The organism is Pseudomonas sp. PA15(2017) (assembly GCF_001945395.1).
Classification (GTDB): domain Bacteria; phylum Pseudomonadota; class Gammaproteobacteria; order Pseudomonadales; family Pseudomonadaceae; genus Aquipseudomonas.
This window is the reverse complement of record NZ_MSXV01000050.1, coordinates 273638-291078: the sequence shown is the minus strand read 5'-3', so window position 1 is coordinate 291078 and position 17441 is coordinate 273638. Positions and strand designations below refer to the sequence as shown.

Here is a 17441-nt window from a genome sequence, read left to right as displayed (position 1 = left end):
CTCGTTCGGGCGTTTTATTACCTGCAGTCGACCTCAGGATTTGCGGTCGTAGGCGCCTTGCTCGCTGACCACCACGTTGCTGTCGCGGCCGTTGCGCACGACGTAGTAGAAGAACTGCGGAATGCCCAGCACGTAGCGGGCGAACAGGCGGCGCGGCTCCATCAGCAGGCGATAGGCCCACTCCATGCCGACCTTGCGAAACACCTCAGGCGCACGGTTGAAGCGCTGGGCGGCGAAATCCAGAATCGCGCCACCACAGATCATCAGGGCAGGGCGGTTGAGGTTGCGCTGCAGGGTGACGGCCACTTCTTCCTGGCGCGGCATGCCCATGCCCATCACGATCAGCGGAATCTTGCCCGGTTGCAGGTGTTCCTGGACGAATTCCAGGTAGCGTTCCACCGGCTGGAAACCGTCGATGGTGTGGTGCTCACGACCACGGAACAGGGCGTTGGCGCCTTCCTCGGTCCATGGCTCGCAGGTACCCATGGCAAACAGCTGGTACTGGTCGCTGCGTTCGTCCTGCAGGGCGTGCTCGATCAGTGCCGGAATGAAGTCCGTGCCGTTGAGGTTGGCGCCGGGCGCCAGGCCGTTCAACTGGCAGGCCAGTTTGATGCCGATGCCGTCGCGCAGCAGGTGGTTGATCTGCAGGAAGTGGCGGCGAGCCCGCTTGTCCTGCTGGATCAGGTTGTAGCCATGCTGATTGAGAAAGCCGACGATGGTCGGTTTCTTCGGAGTGCTCAAGTCTTCGAGCAACGGCGTCACATCATATTCTTCCAGCAACTTCAGTTTGTGAATAACGGGGTCGTACAGGAGTTTGGAAGTTTTCACGGGCGAGCCTCGTTGTCGGAAAGTAGGAAAATTATCCGGTGTGTGTTCACGTGGGCTTCGCGCTTTGCTTGTTCTTGTAGAAATCCTTTTGATAGCGAGATGAAAGGCATTCCTTGCCCCATCGGGTGTGAACTGGCAGAGCCATGGCAGGGGTGGCGAACCACCCGGCGAAGGGGCCCCAGAGGGCCCCGGTGATGGGCGCCGGCGCACATGAGCGCTGGCCCGACCTCAGGCCGCGGAAACCTTGAGTTCCTTGACGCGGCCATAATTGTCGGAGAAGCGGATGATATCGTCTTCGCCCAGGTAAGTCCCGGACTGCACCTCGATCAGTTCGAGCGGAATCATGCCCGGGTTTTCCAGTGCATGGATCTGGCCGATCGGGATGTAGGTCGACTGGTTCTCGGTGACCATGTAGGTCTCGTCACCGTTGGTCACCTGGGCGGTGCCGCTGACCACGATCCAGTGCTCGGCACGGTGGTGGTGCATCTGCACCGACAGCTTGGCGCCAGGCTTCACGGTGATGCGCTTGACCTGATAACGCGCACCGTTGTCGATGGAGTCGTACATGCCCCACGGACGATAGACTTCGCGGTTGTTGAGGTGCTCGCAACGCTCTTCGCGCTTGAGCTGCTCGACGATGCGCTTGACCTCCTGGGCCTTGTCCTTGTGTGCGACCATGACGGTGTCCTTGGTCTCGACGATGATCAGGTCCTCGACGCCCACGGTGGTCACCAGGCGGTAGTCGGCATGCACGTAGTTGTTCTGGCTGTCGTGGCTGAGCACGTCGCCCTTGTGCACGTTACCCTGCTCGTCCTTGTCGCTGACGTCCCACAGGGCGGACCAGGAGCCGATGTCGCTCCAGCCAGCGTCCAGCGGCACCATCACGGCGTCTTCGGTCTTTTCCATCACCGCGTAGTCGATGGAGTCTTCCGGACAGGCGGCGAACGCCTCTTTGCCGATGCGTACGAAGTGCATGTCTTCTTCGCTCTGCGCGGTGGCACGGCGGCAGGCTTCGAGAATTTCCGGCTGCCAGCGCTGCAGTTCTTCGAGGTAGCGACTGGCGCGGAACATGAACATGCCGCTGTTCCAGAAGTGCTCGCCGGAGGCCAGGTAACGCTCGGCGGTTTCGCTGTCGGGCTTCTCGACGAACTTCGCGACGGTAAAGCCGCCATCACCCGCCGCGGCGCCTTTCTGCAGGTAACCGTAGCCGGTCTCGGCATGGGTCGGCACGATGCCGAAGGTCACCAGCTTGCCGGCCTGAGCAAAGGGCAGAGCGGTTTCCACGGCACGGTGGAATGCGTCGACGTCCTTGATCAGGTGGTCGGCAGCGAGGATCAGCAGTACTGGATCGTGTTCCTTTTCCAGCGCCTTGATCGCTGCCAGGGCGACCGCTGGCGCGGTATTGCGGCCCACGGGCTCGAGCAGGATGCTGGCGTTGTCGATACCCAGGGTGCGCAGTTGTTCGGCAGCGAGGAAGCGGTGCTCCTCGTTGCAGATCAGGCACGGCTGGCTGACTTTCAGGCCTTCCAGGCGGCGAATGGTCGCCTGCAGCATGGACAGCGAGTCGTCGGCGATCGGCAGGAATTGCTTGGGGTTGAGTTGGCGCGAAAGCGGCCACAGGCGCGAGCCATTACCGCCGGAAAGAATGACAGGAATCATCGTGGAGCTCCTCCCATGAAGAGTGATTGCCGAAGGCGGAATTCTCGGACCAGAATCGGCAGGATCAGGAACGCGTCGCGGACGTAACGGCCGACCAGACGGCGTGGTTCGGTATAAGCACGGTGTAGCCATTCCAGCGAATAGCGTTGCATCCACATCGGGGCACGCTGCAACTTGCCGGACAGGAAGTTGATCGAGGCGCCCACGCACAGGCCGATGCCTACGGCCTGGTCGGTCTCGAAGATCTTGTGGGCAAGAATCTCCTGGCGTGGGCAGCCGACCGACAACACCACCAGATGAGATGGGTGCTCGACGACGAAGGACAGGCAGGCCTGGATCGCTTCTTCGCTGTCGATGAAGCCCATCGGTGGGTTGTGGTGGTGGAAATTGATGTTCGGGAAGCGCTCACGCAGGCGTGCGATGTCATCGTCTTCGCAGCCGATGATGGTCACGTCCCAGGCACGCTCTTCGGCGATGCCGATCAGTTCGGCGGTCAGGGTGCTGCCGGGAATGGCGTCCTCGACCGGCACCTTGAGCATGCGCAGCAGCGGCAGCAGCACGCGGCTGTCGCAGATGCGGTGGCGGGCCACGGCATAGGCGCGCTTGAGGTCGCGGTCGGTTTCCAGCTGCACCACGTGATTGATGTTGGGTGTCACGATGTAGCTGTACTTGTCGGTGCTGTGCTCAACCAAGTCCTCGATCAGGCGATCCTTGGTGCCAGCGTAGAACTCGATATCAAACGCCTTCATCAACACCTCTTTGCGCCACTGGCGCGTATCACGCTCGGGCAACGATTCGTATTGCTCGCGATTCATTTGCCCAAGGCCGCTTTCAGCAATTTGCTGTGGGTATGCACGTAGTGCAGGACATACAAAGAGATGCTATGCAGCGGCGATAGTTTCATGACCTCCCGACGAATGCGCATGTCTTCCTTGAGCGCGTCGAAGCGGCGGCTGGTGGAAACGCCGGTGGTGTCGAAGATGCACAGCGGCGACTCGATCTTCAGCACGTCGCGCTGGTGATCCTGGCCCTGCAGGAATTCGACGATCATGCAGTAGTCGGCCGAGAGCTTGAAATCGTCGCGAAAACGCACGTTGCGCAGGCGCTCGTTCTCGAAGTACATCGCCTGGTGGCTGGACGGCATGCCCAGCACCAGGTGCTCGATCTTCTTCGCCTTGGCCGCCGTCAGGCGTCCGGCGGCGTCCTGCAGGTGGTAGTCGCCGTACACGTAGCGCGGCTTGCCCGGTGCGCGCTCGATGGCATCGGCGACCTTCTGCAGCACGTTCTCGTCGTAGAAGAAGTCGCCGCTGTTGAGGAACAGCGTGTAGCCCTCCGTCGCCGAGCCCTTGATCAGGCCCTTGTTCATGGCGTCGTAGAGGCCCTTGTCGCGCTCGGACGTGATCTCGGCGTAGGGCTCGTCGATGGTCGCCAGCCACTCGGCGCCGCCGTCGGTGGACGCACCGTCGACGACGATCCAGCGGAAGTTGCGGTAGGTCTGGGCCGCCACACTCTGGTAGGTCTGCTTGAGACCCTCCAGGTTATTCCAGTTGATGGTTACGATACTGAATTGGGTCATGGCGTGTGCCTCTGATCTCACGAGTCGGGGATGCTTGCGCGGCATAGGCGCGGGAGTAGTACAGGAAGCAGGCGGCACCGATACCCAGGATATCGCCGCCGTACATCAGGGAGTTGGACAGGAACATGTTGAGCATCTGGAACCAGAAGATCAGCTGGAAGGCGCTGAGCAGCGGGCCCTTCTCGGGGCAGCGCTTCATGATGCGCAGGTAGCCGAAATAGAAGATCAGCGCGATCAGCGGCGTGAGGAAACCGTAGCGGTAATAAACGCCGAAGATGCCCACGTCCGACAGGTAGAAGTGCGGGTTGTAGAGCGCACCGAAGCCACCTTTCCACTGCAGCGACAGCGAGCCCATGCCGATGTACATGTTGTCGGCGACCGCGCCGATGATGATCGCCGTGGTGTTGTCACGTACGCCCGGGCCGGTGGTGGCCTCGTCGAGCAGCGCCTGGAACTTGTCGAACTGCGCGTAGTAGAACTCCGGAAACATGAAGAACGAGACCACCAAGATGGTCGCGGCGAGCAGGCCGAGCTTGAGCAGCGAGTCGATGCGGTCGCGGAAGATCCACAGGCCGGCCAGGCACCAGATGATCATGGTCTGGCGTGTCTGCAGCACCAGCCACAGGTACGACGCGAAGAACAGCAGGGCAAAGACCTTGGGTAGCGAGATACGCTCTTTCATGCTGTACATCAGCATGAAGGCGCAGATGGTCACGTAGCTCGAACCGATGCGGTAACGGTCAGGGCGCAGCAGCGCGTCGCCGGCATCCTTGGCGTCCATGGTGAAGGACAGGCTGGCGTTTTCCGGGATGATCTTGAAGAAATAGCAGTAGCCGATGAAGGCGCACGTCAGGCCCGAATACAGGAAGAAATTCTCCAGGTGCTTCTGGGTCGGCGCGGTCTTGATCATCAGGAACAACGCCGGGAAGAACACCAGGTAGGCAAAGCTGCGGCGCTCTTCGAGCAGGCCGTAAATGAACGGCTGGTCGAAGTTGAGTTCGGCCATGATCGCCGAGACGACCGGCAGCGCCAGGCCCATGAAGATGATCCACAGGCTGGTCTTGGACTGGTAGATCCGCTTCCAGACCAGGAACAGCGCCCCGGAGGCGCCCAGCAGCCCGAGCAGCCACAGCTCGCGCAGGTAGGGGATGCCAGCCTTCTTGTCGTCGGTCAGAAAGAAACAGGCCGAGTTCAGGACAAACAAGATCAGCAGCAGATTGCGGTATGCCAGGAGTTGCTTGAACAAGCTCGCCTTCCCATATCGAAATTGTCTTGGCTCGCAGGCGACGCCGCGTAGGCGTGGCTCGCGAGGTATCTAATACAGCGCCTGCAAGTAATCGCGGGTATTGCTGTGGATGCGCGGTTCATCGCGCATCTGCTCGATCGGCCACCAGCGGTAGCGACCGTGCTGCACGCTGGGCGGCTGCAGGTTCTGCTGCGCGTCCAGCTCCAGTGCGTAAGCGATGACGACGTAGTGGGTATCCGGCGCGGTGCCGAACACGCTGTCGTCATAGAAGTGCTCGTACACGCCGAGCAACTTGCCCTGGTCGCGGCTGAACGCCTGGCCCAGTTCTTCCTGGGTCAGGCGGGCGAATGCCGCGTCCAGCGTTTCGTTCTTGAGGATGCGCCCGCCGGGTGCGAACCAGCTGCCCTGGGCGGGGCGATTGAGCCGCTCGCCCAGCAGCAGTTCGCCCCTGGGGTTGCGTACCAGCAGATCGATGGACACCAGCGGCGTGCTGGCGACCACGGTCTTGAAGGTATCGGCCGGCAGGAACATGTCAGCCCCGTACGTCGTCGATGTTGTCGACGAACCAGCGGTAGGCATCACGCAGGCCGCTTTCCAGGTCGATGCTCGCCGTCCAGCCGAGCTTGGCCAGGCGCGAGACGTCCATCAGCTTGCGCGGCGTGCCGTCGGGCTTGCTGCTGTCGAAGCTCAGGCGGCCCTGGAACTCGGTGACCCGGGCGATGGTTTCGGCCAACTCGCGAATGGTGCAGTCCTGGCCGGTGCCCACGTTGATGTGCGAGAGCATGGGCTGGGTGTGGGCCTGGTAGGTGGCTTCATCCAGGTTCATCACGTGGACGCTGGCCGCGGCCATGTCGTCGACATGCAGGAACTCGCGCATCGGCGTGCCGCTGCCCCAGATCACCACCTCGTCATCGCCACGCAAGGTCGCCTCGTGGAAGCGGCGCAGCAGGGCGGGGATGACGTGGCTGTTTTCCGGGTGGTAGTTGTCGTGCGGGCCGTACAGGTTGGTCGGCATCACGCTGCGGTAGTCGCGGCCATGCTGGCGGTTGTAGCTTTCGCACAGCTTGATCCCGGCGATCTTGGCGATCGCGTAGGGCTCGTTGGTCGGCTCCAGTACGCCGGTCAGCAGCGCTTCTTCACGCATCGGCTGTTCGGCATGCTTGGGGTAGATGCACGAGCTGCCCAGCGACAGCAGCTTCTGCACGCCGGCCTCGTGGGCGGCGTTGATGACGTTGGCCTCGATCATCAGATTCTGGTAGATGAAATCGGCCGGGTACTGGTTATTGGCGTGAATGCCGCCGACCTTCGCCGCGGCCAGGTAGACCTGGTCGATGCGCTGCTCGGCGAAGAAACGCTTCACGCTGGCCGCATCGACCAGGTCCACGCTTTCGCGTGGCGCCGTGACGATGCTCTGGTAGCCCAGGTTCTGCAGGTGGCGCACGATCGCCGAACCGACCATCCCGCGATGGCCGGCGACGAAGACGCGCTGGTTGAGAAGCGCGCTCATGCTCAGTTCTCCACGGAGACTGGCAGTTCGTGGCCGTGCTCCTTGAGCAGGGCGTGGCGCTGGGCGACCTTGAGGTCTTCGCTGACCATCTCGGCGCACATTTCCTGCACGGTGATTTCCGGCGTCCAGCCCAGCTTGGTCTTAGCCTTGGTCGGGTCGCCGAGCAGGGTTTCCACTTCGGCAGGGCGGAAGTAGCGCGGGTCGACACGCACGATCACGTCGCCGACTTTCAGCGCCGGTGCCTTGTCGCCGTCGATGCGCTCGACGATGCCTTGCTCGTCCACGCCGGTGCCTTCGAAGCGCAGGTGCACGCCCAGTTCGGCCGCCGACCAGGTGATGAATTCACGCACCGAGTACTGCACGCCGGTGGCGATCACGAAGTCGTCCGGTTGCTCCTGCTGCAGCATCATCCACTGCATGCGCACGTAGTCCTTGGCATGACCCCAGTCGCGCAGCGCGTCCATGTTGCCCATGTACAGGCAAGGCTCCAGGCCCTGGGCGATGTTGGCCAGGCCCCGGGTGATCTTGCGGGTCACGAAGGTCTCGCCACGACGCGGCGACTCGTGGTTGAAGAGGATGCCGTTGCACGCGTACATGCCATAGGCTTCGCGGTAGTTGACGGTGATCCAGTAGGCGTACAGCTTGGCGACCGCATAGGGCGAGCGCGGGTAGAAGGGGGTAGTTTCCTTCTGCGGGATTTCCTGCACCAGGCCGTACAGCTCGGAGGTGGAGGCCTGGTAGAAACGGGTTTTCTTTTCCAGGCCCAGCAGGCGGATGGCTTCGAGGATGCGCAGGGTACCCATGGCATCGACGTCGGCGGTGTATTCCGGCGCTTCGAAGCTGACCGCTACGTGGGATTGCGCGCCGAGGTTGTAGACCTCGTCAGGCTGTACTTCCTGGATGATGCGGGTCAGGTTCGACGAGTCGTTGAGGTCGCCGTAGTGGAGGATGAAGTTCTGGTTGTCGACATGCGGATCCTGATAGATGTGATCCACACGCTGGGTGTTGAAGGACGACGCGCGGCGCTTGATGCCATGCACCTGGTAGCCTTTCTCCAGAAGGAACTCGGCAAGGTAGGAACCGTCCTGACCTGTGATACCGGTGATGAGTGCTTTTTTCTGTTCCATTGCAATACCTGCGATGTCCAATTGATTAGAGAGCTGTAGCCAAATCGCTGCGCGCGGTCGGTGGATCAGGCGCGCTTGAGCAGCAATTGCAGACGTTCCATGACGCCGAGAAAAATGATCCGTACCGACGGAAACTTGTAAAAGAAACGGTAGATGTCGTACTCCGCCTTTTGCCGCACTTTGCTGTCGCTGGTGAGGTCGGCGGAGTCGATCAGGGCCAAGCCCTCACCTTCGATGTTGTGCAGGATGCTCAGTTCCATGGGCTTCATGGAAAGGGCGAAATTGTGCAGGCCACGGGCGTGGGTACGGGTCAGTTGCAGCCCTTTGCAGGTTTTGCTGCCGTACAGATTGACCGTGAAATCGTAATCGGCGAGCACCGGGTTGCGGCGCTTGATGCACGACGGCAGCAGCTCGCAATAGGCGTCGTAGACCGACAGGCTGTCCTCGCGGCGAGCGAATTTGTAATCGACCGCCTTCTGCTGGATCGGCACCTGGAAGCGCGACGAGGCGATGTTGAAGTGCTGACCCGGATCGCCGAAATTGGTGGTCAGCGAGCGGAACGGGTACACGAAGTACAGGTCCCGGGAAATGATGTATGCGGTGTACAGCTTGAGCCACGAGGACTCCGGCCAGCCGCGAATGTCCGCCGGGATGCCATCGATATGGCTGATATCGGTGCCGTTGCTTTCCAACCACTGGCGAAAGCCCTGCCAGTGCCGGCGCGACCAGGCCTGGCCCCAGGATGCGGCCATCTGGATGAAGTGCACGTGGGAGTCGCCATCGTCGACCGGCATGAAGGGCAGGTCCACGGTCTGGCTGAACTGCACGCTGTACAGGCTGATGCCGGCCACGCCGGCGTCATCGGCATAGGCTTGCAGGGCCTTGTGGGTGTAGTCGTAGAAGAACGGTGAAACGAACAGATCGTCCTCGAGGATGATCACGTCGCCGTACTGCTCGGTCAGGTCGCCACAGCTCAGTACGTGCTGGCGCAGGCCGAGGCGCTGCGGATGGGCGATGATGCGCTTTTCCCCGTGGGGCCAGTCGAGTGCTTCGGCGACCTTGCGTGGCTCCGGGTTGCCGGAGTTGTCGAGGCTGATCACCAGGCGCACGTTGCCTTCGGGGTACTGCGCCTGGATCAGGGAGCCCAGCAGACGGCTGAGGCTCTTGGGGCGGTTGTAGCCGATGACGACGATAGTGGGCAATTGTTCGGTCATAGGATCGAAGCCGGTCTCTGTTGAAAAGGGGTTGCGCCGATCACGGCTAGCACCCCACGCCGGACACCGCTTCGCACGCCTGAGCAGGTGCTGGGCGGGTGGCGGTGGCAGACGAGGTGTGCAGCGTGTTGGCGCGGCGCAAAAGCTTTTGCGCCGCGTTGCTTCCTGCACGCCTGGTGGGCGTGCCGGGCAGGGTGGGCCAAGCGGGTGTGAGTGATGACGTCCATGTCAGCGGCGGCTCAGCCGTTCACTTGCTTACGACCAATGCCGTAATAGTCGAAGCCCTCACGGTTCACCTGGCCGAGGTCGTACTGGTTGCGGCCGTCGATGATCACCGGCTGCTTGAGCAGCTTCTTCAGCGCCTTGAAGTCAGGGCGACGGAACGGCTTCCACTCGGTGACCAGCACCAGGGCGTCGGCGTCGATGGCGGCTTCGTACTGGCCGTCGACGATCTGCAGGCGACCTTCGTTGAACCAGTGCTCCGGGAACTCGCGTACCGCCGTTTCACGGGCGACCGGATCGAAGGCTTTGACCTTGGCGCCGGCGTTGATCAGGCTGTTGATCAGCACCACGCTGGGCGCTTCGCGCATGTCGTCGGTACCTGGCTTGAACGCCAAGCCCCAAACGGCGAAGTTACGGCCCTTGAGGTCGCCCTCGAAGTGCGCGGACAGCTTGTTGAACAGCGACTGCTTCTGCTGATCGTTACGGGCTTCGACGGCCTGCAGCAGCTTGGGCTCGAAGTCGTTCTGGTGAGCGATGCTGATCAGCGCCTTGACGTCTTTCGGGAAGCACGAGCCGCCGTAGCCGCAGCCGGCGTAGATGAAGTGATAGCCGATGCGCTGATCCGAGCCGATGCCCAGGCGCACGTTCTCGATGTCCACATCGAGGCGGTCGCACAGGCTGGCGATCTCGTTCATGAAGGAGATCTTCGTGGCCAGCATGGCGTTGGCGGCGTATTTGGTCATTTCCGCATCACGCACGCCCATGAACTTGATGCGCGGGTTGTTGCGGATGAAGGGCGCGTACAGCTCGCTCATCACCTGACGGGCGCGCTCGCTGTCGGTACCGACGATGATGCGGTCCGGGTGCATGAAGTCGTCGACCGCGGCGCCTTCCTTGAGGAATTCAGGATTGGAGACCACATCGAAGCTGATGCTCTTGCCGCGCAGCTCGAGCTGCTCGAGGATCTCGGCGCGCACCAGGTCGGCAGTGCCGACCGGCACGGTGGACTTGTTGATCACGGTGGTGTGGCGAGTCATCAGGCTGCCGACCTGGCGCGCCACTTCCAGCACGTAGCGCAGGTCGGCCGAGCCGTCTTCGCCAGGCGGCGTGCCGACGGCGATGAAGATGATGTCCGATTGCTCCATCGCTTCTGGCAGCGCGGTGGTGAACAGCAGGCGACCGGCCTCGAAGTTCTCTTCCACCACGGTTTCCAGACCCGGCTCGTAAATCGGCAGGATGCCTTTCTTGAGGTTCTCGATCTTTTTCGGATCGACATCCACGCAGACAACCGTGTTGCCCATCTCGGCGATACAGGCGCCGGTGACGAGGCCGACATAGCCGGTTCCAACGACAGTGATATTCATGGATAAACTTTCCTTGAGTTAACGTTAATCGTTACGTGCGCCAAAACGGGCGCGTTAGTAAATGTCGCGCGAGAACAGGGTGAAGGGCGTCTTCACCAGGATCTTGATGTCCAGCCACAGGGACCAGTTGTTGATGTAGGCCAGGTCCTTCTCCACGCGCTGCTGCATTTTTTCCAGGGTTTCGGTTTCGCCACGGTGACCGGTCACCTGAGCCAGGCCGGTGATGCCCGGCTTGAGGCGATGACGGGCCATGTAGGCGAGAATCTTGTCGCTGTAGTAGTTGTTGTGGGCCACTGCGTGCGGGCGTGGGCCGACCAGCGACATCTCGCCACGCAGCACGTTGATCAGCTGCGGCAGCTCGTCGATGGAGGTGCGGCGCAGGAAGCGGCCAACCGGGGTGATGCGTGGGTCTTCACGGGTCGCCTGCTTGACGACCTTGTCGTCGTGCATGCGCATGGAGCGGAATTTCCACACCAGGATCACGCCACCGTTCCAGCCGTGGCGCGGCTGCAGGAAGAACACCGGGCCGGGCGAGGACAGTTTCACGGCGATGGCCGCGATGATGAACACCGGGCTCAGGGCCACCAGCGCCAGGAAGGCCAGGCTGCGGTCCATCAGCTCCTTGCTGAACACCGCAGCCGGGTGCGAGCTGATCGGGCTTTCGTTGAGGTAGATGGCCGGCAACTGTTCGATCTGCGAGATCGACTGGTTGAGCAGCGGCATGCTGCCGAAGTCCGGTACCCAGACCACGTCGACGCTCATGTCCAGCAGGTCGATGTAGAGCTTCTCGATGTGCGAGATTTCGTCCAGGGTCAGGGCGATGTACACACGGCGTACGCCATGTTGCTCGGTGACGTCACGCAGTTGCTGCAGCTTGCCGAGGATCGGGAAGCGGCCGTCCTGGGTGTGGGCATCGTCGCTGGAGGCGATCAGGCCGACCAGCGGCACACGGTTGTTGGCGGTCAGGCGCTCGGCCAGTTCGTGGGCCTTTTCACCCGAGCCGATGATCAGTGAGACGCGCTCGTTGCGCAGCTTCTCCGAATGCAGGCGGGCGAAGTAGCGCAGCGGGATGAAGGCGATGGCCTGCGCCAGGAAGCCCAGCAGTGCCCATTCACGCATGATCTCGAAAGAGAAACGCTCCAGGCTCTGGCTGAAGTAGGCGATGAACAGCAGGCCGGCCAGCAGCAGCAACCAGCCGCCGAGCAGATGACCCAGGCCGGTCAGGTAACCGAGGCGCTTGTGGTACACGCGCAGCAGACCATAGGCCGGTACCGAACCCAGCACCGTGAGGACTATCAGCAGGCGATATTCGGTGGGCACGTCACCGTAGCGCTGAACGACTAGGTAGCAGAGCAGCATGCTGACCAGAGTAATGGCGCAGGTCCATTGACCCCAGAACGTGAGTCCCCTGCGGTTCTCGGCAGGATTGATCCGTTTGGAAATCATTTGCGGCGATCCTCGTGCAAATCTTCGATGAAGTAAGTGGCCTCCGGAGAACGCACGAGAGGCGACATGTCCTTGGTTGCAGCGGTGGCGGGCGTGCCCAGGGTCGTGCAGCGCATCAGCGCCTGCTGAAAGGGTTGCGCCCTGAAACTGAACTCTCGACGCATGGTTTTCCAACCTCCAACAAATACGAATCCTGCGGCCTGAACCGACAGGCACGCGTTATCAGGCAGTCAACTAAGCGAAATGCTGGTGTGCGATGCGCCAGGGCGTGTCGATGACCAGACGTTCGGCCTCTCTCTCGCCCAGGATCCGGGCGGCTTGCAGGAGACCTTCTTGTAATAGGGGAGGGCGGTGATCCAGGTTGTGGGCATCAGTCGCCATAATGCTGACCACGCGATTGCTCAGCAGTTCGTGAGCCAGGTGCATTGCCCGCTCGCCAAAACGACCAGCGGCAGAGGCAGCGGTCACTTGCAGCAGGCAGCCTTGCTCGATGAACGGTTTGAGCTTGCTCGGGTTGTTCATCAGCGCCTTGTTGCGCTCCGGATGCGCGATGATCGGCACGATGCCTTTGGCCAGCAGCCACTGGGTCAGGCGTTCGGCGCCGAAGGGCATATCCCCGTGAGGAAACTCCAGCAGCAGTACCTTCTTGCCTTCCCATTGACCAAGGAACGGGATGCTGCCGTCCAGCACGCGGGTCATCAGCTCGCCGCAGAAGCGCACCTCGGCGGCGGCAGCGACCTTCAGGTCGATGCCAGCCTCCTGCAGCGCAGCGTTGAAGCGGCGGCAGGTTTCGGCGATGGTGCGGCTGTCGTTGTCGTAGCGGCCGATGTGGATGTGCGGCGTGCAGACCACGTGGCTGATGCCGTTGGCCACCGCCATGCGGGCCATGTCCAGCGCGGTCGGCAGGTCTGCCGGGCCGTCGTCGATGCCCGGCAGCAGGTGATTGTGTAGATCGATCATCGGGCACCTCCTGCTGTCATGCGCTGGTGGGTCATGGCGGTTATCAGGCCTTGCGGTCGCTGTAGCCGTAGTGGTCGTAGTAACCGCTGTATTCGCCGGAGCGTGCAGCCTTCTCCACGTCCACCTGGTTGAGCACCACGCCCATTACCGAAGCACCGCTCTGCAGCAGGTGGCCGACGCCACGCTGGGCCAGCGGGATCGGGGTGCCGTCGGCCTTGACCACGTAGATCACCGCATCGGCGAAGGTGGACAGCAGCACGGCATCGCTCACGGCCTGGCTGGGCGGCGAATCGATGATGATGTGGTCGTAACGCTCCTTGATCATGTCCAGGAACTTGGCGAAACGCGGCGAGGCCAGCAGCTCCAGCGGGTTCGGCGGTACCGCGCCGGCCGGCAGCATGTCCAGGTTGGTGCCCATGTTGTGGATGCACTCTTCGACCTTGGCGCTGCCGGTGATCAGGTTGGCCAGGCCAGGGGTGCCGACCGGGAAGTCGAAGCTCTTGGCCAGGGTCGGGCGGCGCAGGTCGGCATCGATCAGCAGCACGCGTTGCAGCTGGCTGAGGGCAAACGCCATGTTGGCCACCAGGGTGCTCTTGCCTTCGCCGGGCGACGACGAGGTGACCACCAAAACCTTCTGGGAACGGCTGGTATCGGCCAGCATCAGGCTGGTGCGAATGGTGCGGATCGACTCGCAGAAGCGCGGGTCCTCGCCATGCTCGAACAGGTGCGCAGCGGTGTACTTGGAGTTATTGGCGATCAGCGGAACGATGCCCAGTACCGGCAGGTTCAGCTTGGTCTCGACATCGTCGGCGCTTTTGAAGGTGTTGTTGAGGATGTCGCGGACGATGGCCAGGGCCATGCCGAAGACCAGGGCAAGGCCTGCCGCCAGCACGATGATCAGCTTCTGGTTTGGCGCCGCCGGCTGTAGCGGGGCAACGGCCTGGTCGATGATTCGCGCGTTGCTGGAGTTGACGTCCTGAGTCGCTGCGGTTTCGCGCAGGCGGGTCATGAAGGTCTCGTACAGCGAGCGGTTGCTCTCCACGTCGCGGGTCAGCTCACGCACCTTGAATTCCTTGCGCGAGATGTCCTGGATCTGTTCCTTGTTCTTGTCGAACGAGGCGTTCAGCGAGTTCTCGTTGGCCACGGCCAGCTGGTAGTTGCGCTCGATGCTGGCGACCACCTGCTCGACCTGGGCACGCAGGCTCGCCGAGGCGGCGCTCAGATCGGATTTGGCGGCGAGCATGGCCGGGTGACGGTCACCGTAGCGACGCGACAGCTCCTCGACCTTGGCGCGGGCGCGGGCTTCCTCGGATTTGAACTGCTGGATCAGCGGGTTGCCGAGTACGGCCGGCACGCTGGCCAGGCGACGCCAATCGCCACTGCCCATGGACTGCACCTGACGGTACTGGCTCTCGGCCTCGGCGCGCTGGCGACGGGCGTCGATCATGCGGTCACCGGTCAGCGACAGTTCGTTGTTGCTGATGGTGGCCACGCCGTTGACGTCCACCAGGCCTTCAGCCTCGCGATAGGCCTGCAGGCGATTCTCGGCTTCCTGCAGCGAGCTGCGCAGTTCGGTGAGGCGGGTGTTCATCCAGGTGGTCGCCGACAGCGACATTTCCATCTGCGCTTCGAGCTGGCTGTCGATGTAGTTGCTGGCCAGGGAGTTGGCGATGGCGGCAGCGGTCAGGCGATCCGGCAGATCGACGGAGATGTTGACCAGTTGGCTCTTGCCTTCGACCCAGATGTTGGTGCGGTCCATCAGGATCTTGGTGACGATATCGAGCAGCTCGGCCTCGGTCATCGGCTTGGCCGGCTCGGGCTCGTCCACCAGGCCGGTGATCGACAGGGCGCTCTGCAGGCCGCGGGTGATGCCACCGAAATTGATCAGCGGTTGCGGCTGCTGGCGCGGGTCGAAGTCCGGGTGTTCGGTGAGGTTGAGTTCACGAACCACTTTCTCGGCGACCACGCGGCTCTTGATCAGGCCGAGTTGGGTCTGCAGGTACTCGTTCACCGCACCGGTGGTGTCGGTGACCTGCTGGAAGGACACCAGCTGGGTGCCCTTGGTCTCGATCATCACCGAGGCGACGGCACGGTAGATCGGCGTCATGCGGGAGACGGCGACCGCGGTGATCAGGGTGACCACCACGACGAACAGGGCGATGGCCCACTTGCGCATCCATACGGCATTCCAGATGCGCCGCAGGTCGATGTAATCGCTATCTGCTTCCGAGGGCGAGGGTTGCCACTGTCGGATCGTTCGTGCAGGACTGTTCATATTCAGAAGAACCCTTGATCGATGGTGATGGTGTCACCCGGCTTGACGAGGGTGTCGAGCGTGGCTTTTTCCGAGGCGCGGGATTCGCCCGTGCCGCGTGCGATGGTGATGCGTTTGGTCGAGGCGCGTTCGGTCAGACCGCCAGCCAGTGCGATGGCACGGTCCAGGGTCAGGCCGGGTTGATAGGGGTAGCCACCTGGGGATTTCACTTCACCGCTGATGTAGAACTCGCGGTAGGTGGAGACGGCGACCGAGACGCGCGGGTCGACCAGGTAGCCATCGGCCTTGAGGCGCTCGGTGATGATGCGCTCGATGTCGGCTGCGGTCTTGTCGCTGGCTTCGATGGCGCCGAGAAACGGATAGGAGAAGGTGCCTGCATCGTTGAGACGGATTTCCTCGAAGGACAGATCCGGCTCGCCGAAGACGCTGATCTTGATCACGTCGCCAGAGCTCAACCGATACTGCGGGTTGGCCTGTGCGCTGGCTGCGAATGCGAGCATCAGCAGCAGCGAGAAGGCTTTGAACAGATAGTGGACTGACATCCGCATACTCCTTGTAGTTGCTAGTTCATCAGGCGCTGGAAAAAGGGCGCCCGCCGCTCGCCTGGTAGGACAAACGGGAAAAGGTTGATAGGGGTGGTGACGACTGCATCGTCACCCTGCTGAGGAGCCCGGGTGTTAGAGGCTCAAGCTCAACGACAGCTGATAGATGTTCCGGTCATAGGATTTCTCCCGCACGCTCGAATCATTTTCGGTGTGGCGGTAGCCCAGCGATACATCAGCCCAGCGAAGCGGGGAATAGGTCAGCTCCAGGCCGTAGCCGGTACGGTCGTCCTTACGATCGGTCGCCTTGTAGTCACGTTCGGAGTAGCGGTAGAACAGCTCCGAGCTGATGAAGGCCGACCATTCGTGTTCCCAACCCAGGCGTGTGGTGGTGTCCTCGACGGTACTGGCACCATCTTCGCCTTCATCGAAAGAGCGACGCGTGTCGAGTTTGACGATGGAGTAGGTGCGCGGTTCCCACTGCACACCAACTTCCCACATTGGGCTGGTGTAGTCCTGGCGAGTGCTGCTGTCGAAATTCTTGCGCTGGGCACCCAGGCGTACGGTGCCGGAGGTCTTGGCGGTGGCGTCCCAGGTGGCGCCGAACAGTGCGGCGTCATCGGTGCTGTCGCGGTCGCTGTTGCTGAGCACGTACTGGTTGATGGTGTGGCGCAGCTCCACCAGGGAGCGGGCGCTGCCACCCAGGCGGTGATACCAGACGGTGTTGAGCATGGTGCTGTCGCGATCCTGGTCTTCGTTCAGGTCGCCACTGTTGCGATAGCGAATGGATTCGTAGTTGACGCCGAAGTCGATCTGGTTGAGCCCGGTCTGGGTACCGTAGGTGTACACGGCACCGGCCACACCGCGGTTGTACTTGTCGTTTTCGTCATCGTCGGGGTCCCTCACGTCGGTGGTTTCCTCGACGCGGTGATAACCCAGATTCCAGCGCAGGCGATTGCGCGAGTTGAATTCCATGATGCTGCGAAAGCGCAGGTGCTGGTCGGTGTGGCTGGCGTTGTCGTCGGAGTGGTAATTTTGATCGTTGATTTCGTACTCGAGCTGGTAGCCGGTGTTGCGGGTCTCGGCGCTGAGCAGGAATTTCGGGTTGATGCTGGTCACCCAGGAGGAGCGAACGTTGTCGCTCAGGCCGCGGTAGTTGCTGTCGTAGCTTTCGCCGACATCCAGAGTTGGCGTGAACTCGAACCCAGCCAGGTCGATGTGTTGTGGGTCTGTGGCCCAGCTGGCTGTAGACAGCGTACCTGCTAGTGAAGCCGTCAGTATCGTGGTGAGTTTCATGGTGCCAAATCCCTTCTCGGGGTCTATCACTTGATGGGCTAGGTCGCTTGGCATCGTGATCGGGTGCTGACAAAAGGGGTGTCAGTTACCTATCGCATTGACTTGCGGCCATTTTTCATGAGTCATTGGTTGTCGGCTCTCCTAAGAAGTTCCCCGGGGGCCAGTAAACTCGTGACCTG

Annotated in this window: 16 protein-coding genes; all 16 read right to left on the bottom strand. The window is 61.9% G+C overall.

The annotated features are described in order from the left end of the window. Nucleotides 1-33 precede the first annotated feature (33 nt). Nucleotides 34-828 carry a WecB/TagA/CpsF family glycosyltransferase gene (locus BVH03_RS16810; RefSeq protein WP_075962231.1) on the bottom strand — a complete coding sequence of 265 codons (795 nt, stop codon included), beginning with the start codon at nt 826-828 and terminating at the stop codon, nt 34-36. 228 nt (nt 829-1056) lie between these two features. Then, a complete protein-coding gene (locus BVH03_RS16805; RefSeq protein ID WP_075962230.1) occupies nt 1057-2487 on the bottom strand; it encodes a mannose-1-phosphate guanylyltransferase/mannose-6-phosphate isomerase in 1431 nt (476 codons plus the stop codon). Continuing rightward, nucleotides 2484-3236, bottom strand: a complete 753-nt coding sequence (locus BVH03_RS16800; protein ID WP_075962288.1) for a WecB/TagA/CpsF family glycosyltransferase — start codon at nt 3234-3236, stop codon at nt 2484-2486. Before BVH03_RS16800 ends, BVH03_RS16805 begins: the two co-directional genes overlap by 4 nt. A gap of 62 nt (nt 3237-3298) precedes the next feature. Next, nucleotides 3299-4063, bottom strand: a complete 765-nt coding sequence (locus tag BVH03_RS16795; RefSeq protein WP_075962229.1) for a glycosyltransferase — start codon at nt 4061-4063, stop codon at nt 3299-3301. Next, nucleotides 4026-5309, bottom strand: coding sequence for a hypothetical protein (locus BVH03_RS16790; RefSeq protein WP_075962228.1), 1284 nt, complete (start codon nt 5307-5309; stop codon nt 4026-4028). The genes BVH03_RS16795 and BVH03_RS16790 overlap by 38 nt, the downstream gene beginning before the upstream one ends. A gap of 69 nt (nt 5310-5378) precedes the next feature. Next, nucleotides 5379-5840: a GDP-mannose mannosyl hydrolase gene (locus BVH03_RS16785; RefSeq protein WP_075962227.1), complete on the bottom strand. Its 462-nt coding sequence runs from the start codon at nt 5838-5840 to the stop codon at nt 5379-5381. A 1-nt stretch (nt 5841) separates the two neighbouring features. Continuing rightward, on the bottom strand, nt 5842-6816 hold the full coding sequence (locus BVH03_RS16780) for a GDP-L-fucose synthase (RefSeq protein ID WP_075962226.1): 975 nt from the start codon (nt 6814-6816) through the stop codon (nt 5842-5844). A 2-nt stretch (nt 6817-6818) separates the two neighbouring features. Next, on the bottom strand, nt 6819-7943 hold the full coding sequence (gene gmd / locus BVH03_RS16775; RefSeq protein WP_075962225.1) for a GDP-mannose 4,6-dehydratase: 1125 nt from the start codon (nt 7941-7943) through the stop codon (nt 6819-6821). Between the two features lie 65 nt (nt 7944-8008). Beyond that, on the bottom strand, nt 8009-9157 hold the full coding sequence (locus BVH03_RS16770) for a glycosyl transferase family 2 (RefSeq protein WP_075962224.1): 1149 nt from the start codon (nt 9155-9157) through the stop codon (nt 8009-8011). Between the two features lie 239 nt (nt 9158-9396). Beyond that, nucleotides 9397-10743, bottom strand: a complete 1347-nt coding sequence (locus BVH03_RS16765) for a UDP-glucose/GDP-mannose dehydrogenase family protein (RefSeq protein ID WP_075962223.1) — start codon at nt 10741-10743, stop codon at nt 9397-9399. 54 nt (nt 10744-10797) lie between these two features. Continuing rightward, the gene (locus BVH03_RS16760; protein ID WP_075962222.1) at nt 10798-12189 is read right to left on the bottom strand and encodes an undecaprenyl-phosphate glucose phosphotransferase; all 1392 of its coding nucleotides are present in this window, start codon (nt 12187-12189) and stop codon (nt 10798-10800) included. Then, the gene (locus tag BVH03_RS26395; protein WP_168172886.1) at nt 12186-12353 is read right to left on the bottom strand and encodes a hypothetical protein; all 168 of its coding nucleotides are present in this window, start codon (nt 12351-12353) and stop codon (nt 12186-12188) included. Before BVH03_RS26395 ends, BVH03_RS16760 begins: the two co-directional genes overlap by 4 nt. 70 nt (nt 12354-12423) lie before the next feature. Further along, nucleotides 12424-13149: a tyrosine-protein phosphatase gene (locus BVH03_RS16755; protein WP_075962221.1), complete on the bottom strand. Its 726-nt coding sequence runs from the start codon at nt 13147-13149 to the stop codon at nt 12424-12426. 43 nt (nt 13150-13192) lie between these two features. Then, nucleotides 13193-15424 (bottom strand): polysaccharide biosynthesis tyrosine autokinase, encoded by a 2232-nt coding sequence (locus tag BVH03_RS16750; RefSeq protein WP_075962220.1) that lies wholly within the window; start codon nt 15422-15424, stop codon nt 13193-13195. A gap of 2 nt (nt 15425-15426) precedes the next feature. After that, the gene (locus tag BVH03_RS16745; RefSeq protein WP_075962219.1) at nt 15427-15966 is read right to left on the bottom strand and encodes a polysaccharide biosynthesis/export family protein; all 540 of its coding nucleotides are present in this window, start codon (nt 15964-15966) and stop codon (nt 15427-15429) included. A gap of 135 nt (nt 15967-16101) precedes the next feature. After that, nucleotides 16102-17262, bottom strand: a complete 1161-nt coding sequence (locus tag BVH03_RS16740; protein WP_075962218.1) for an outer membrane beta-barrel protein — start codon at nt 17260-17262, stop codon at nt 16102-16104. Between the last annotated feature and the right edge of the window lie 179 nt (nt 17263-17441).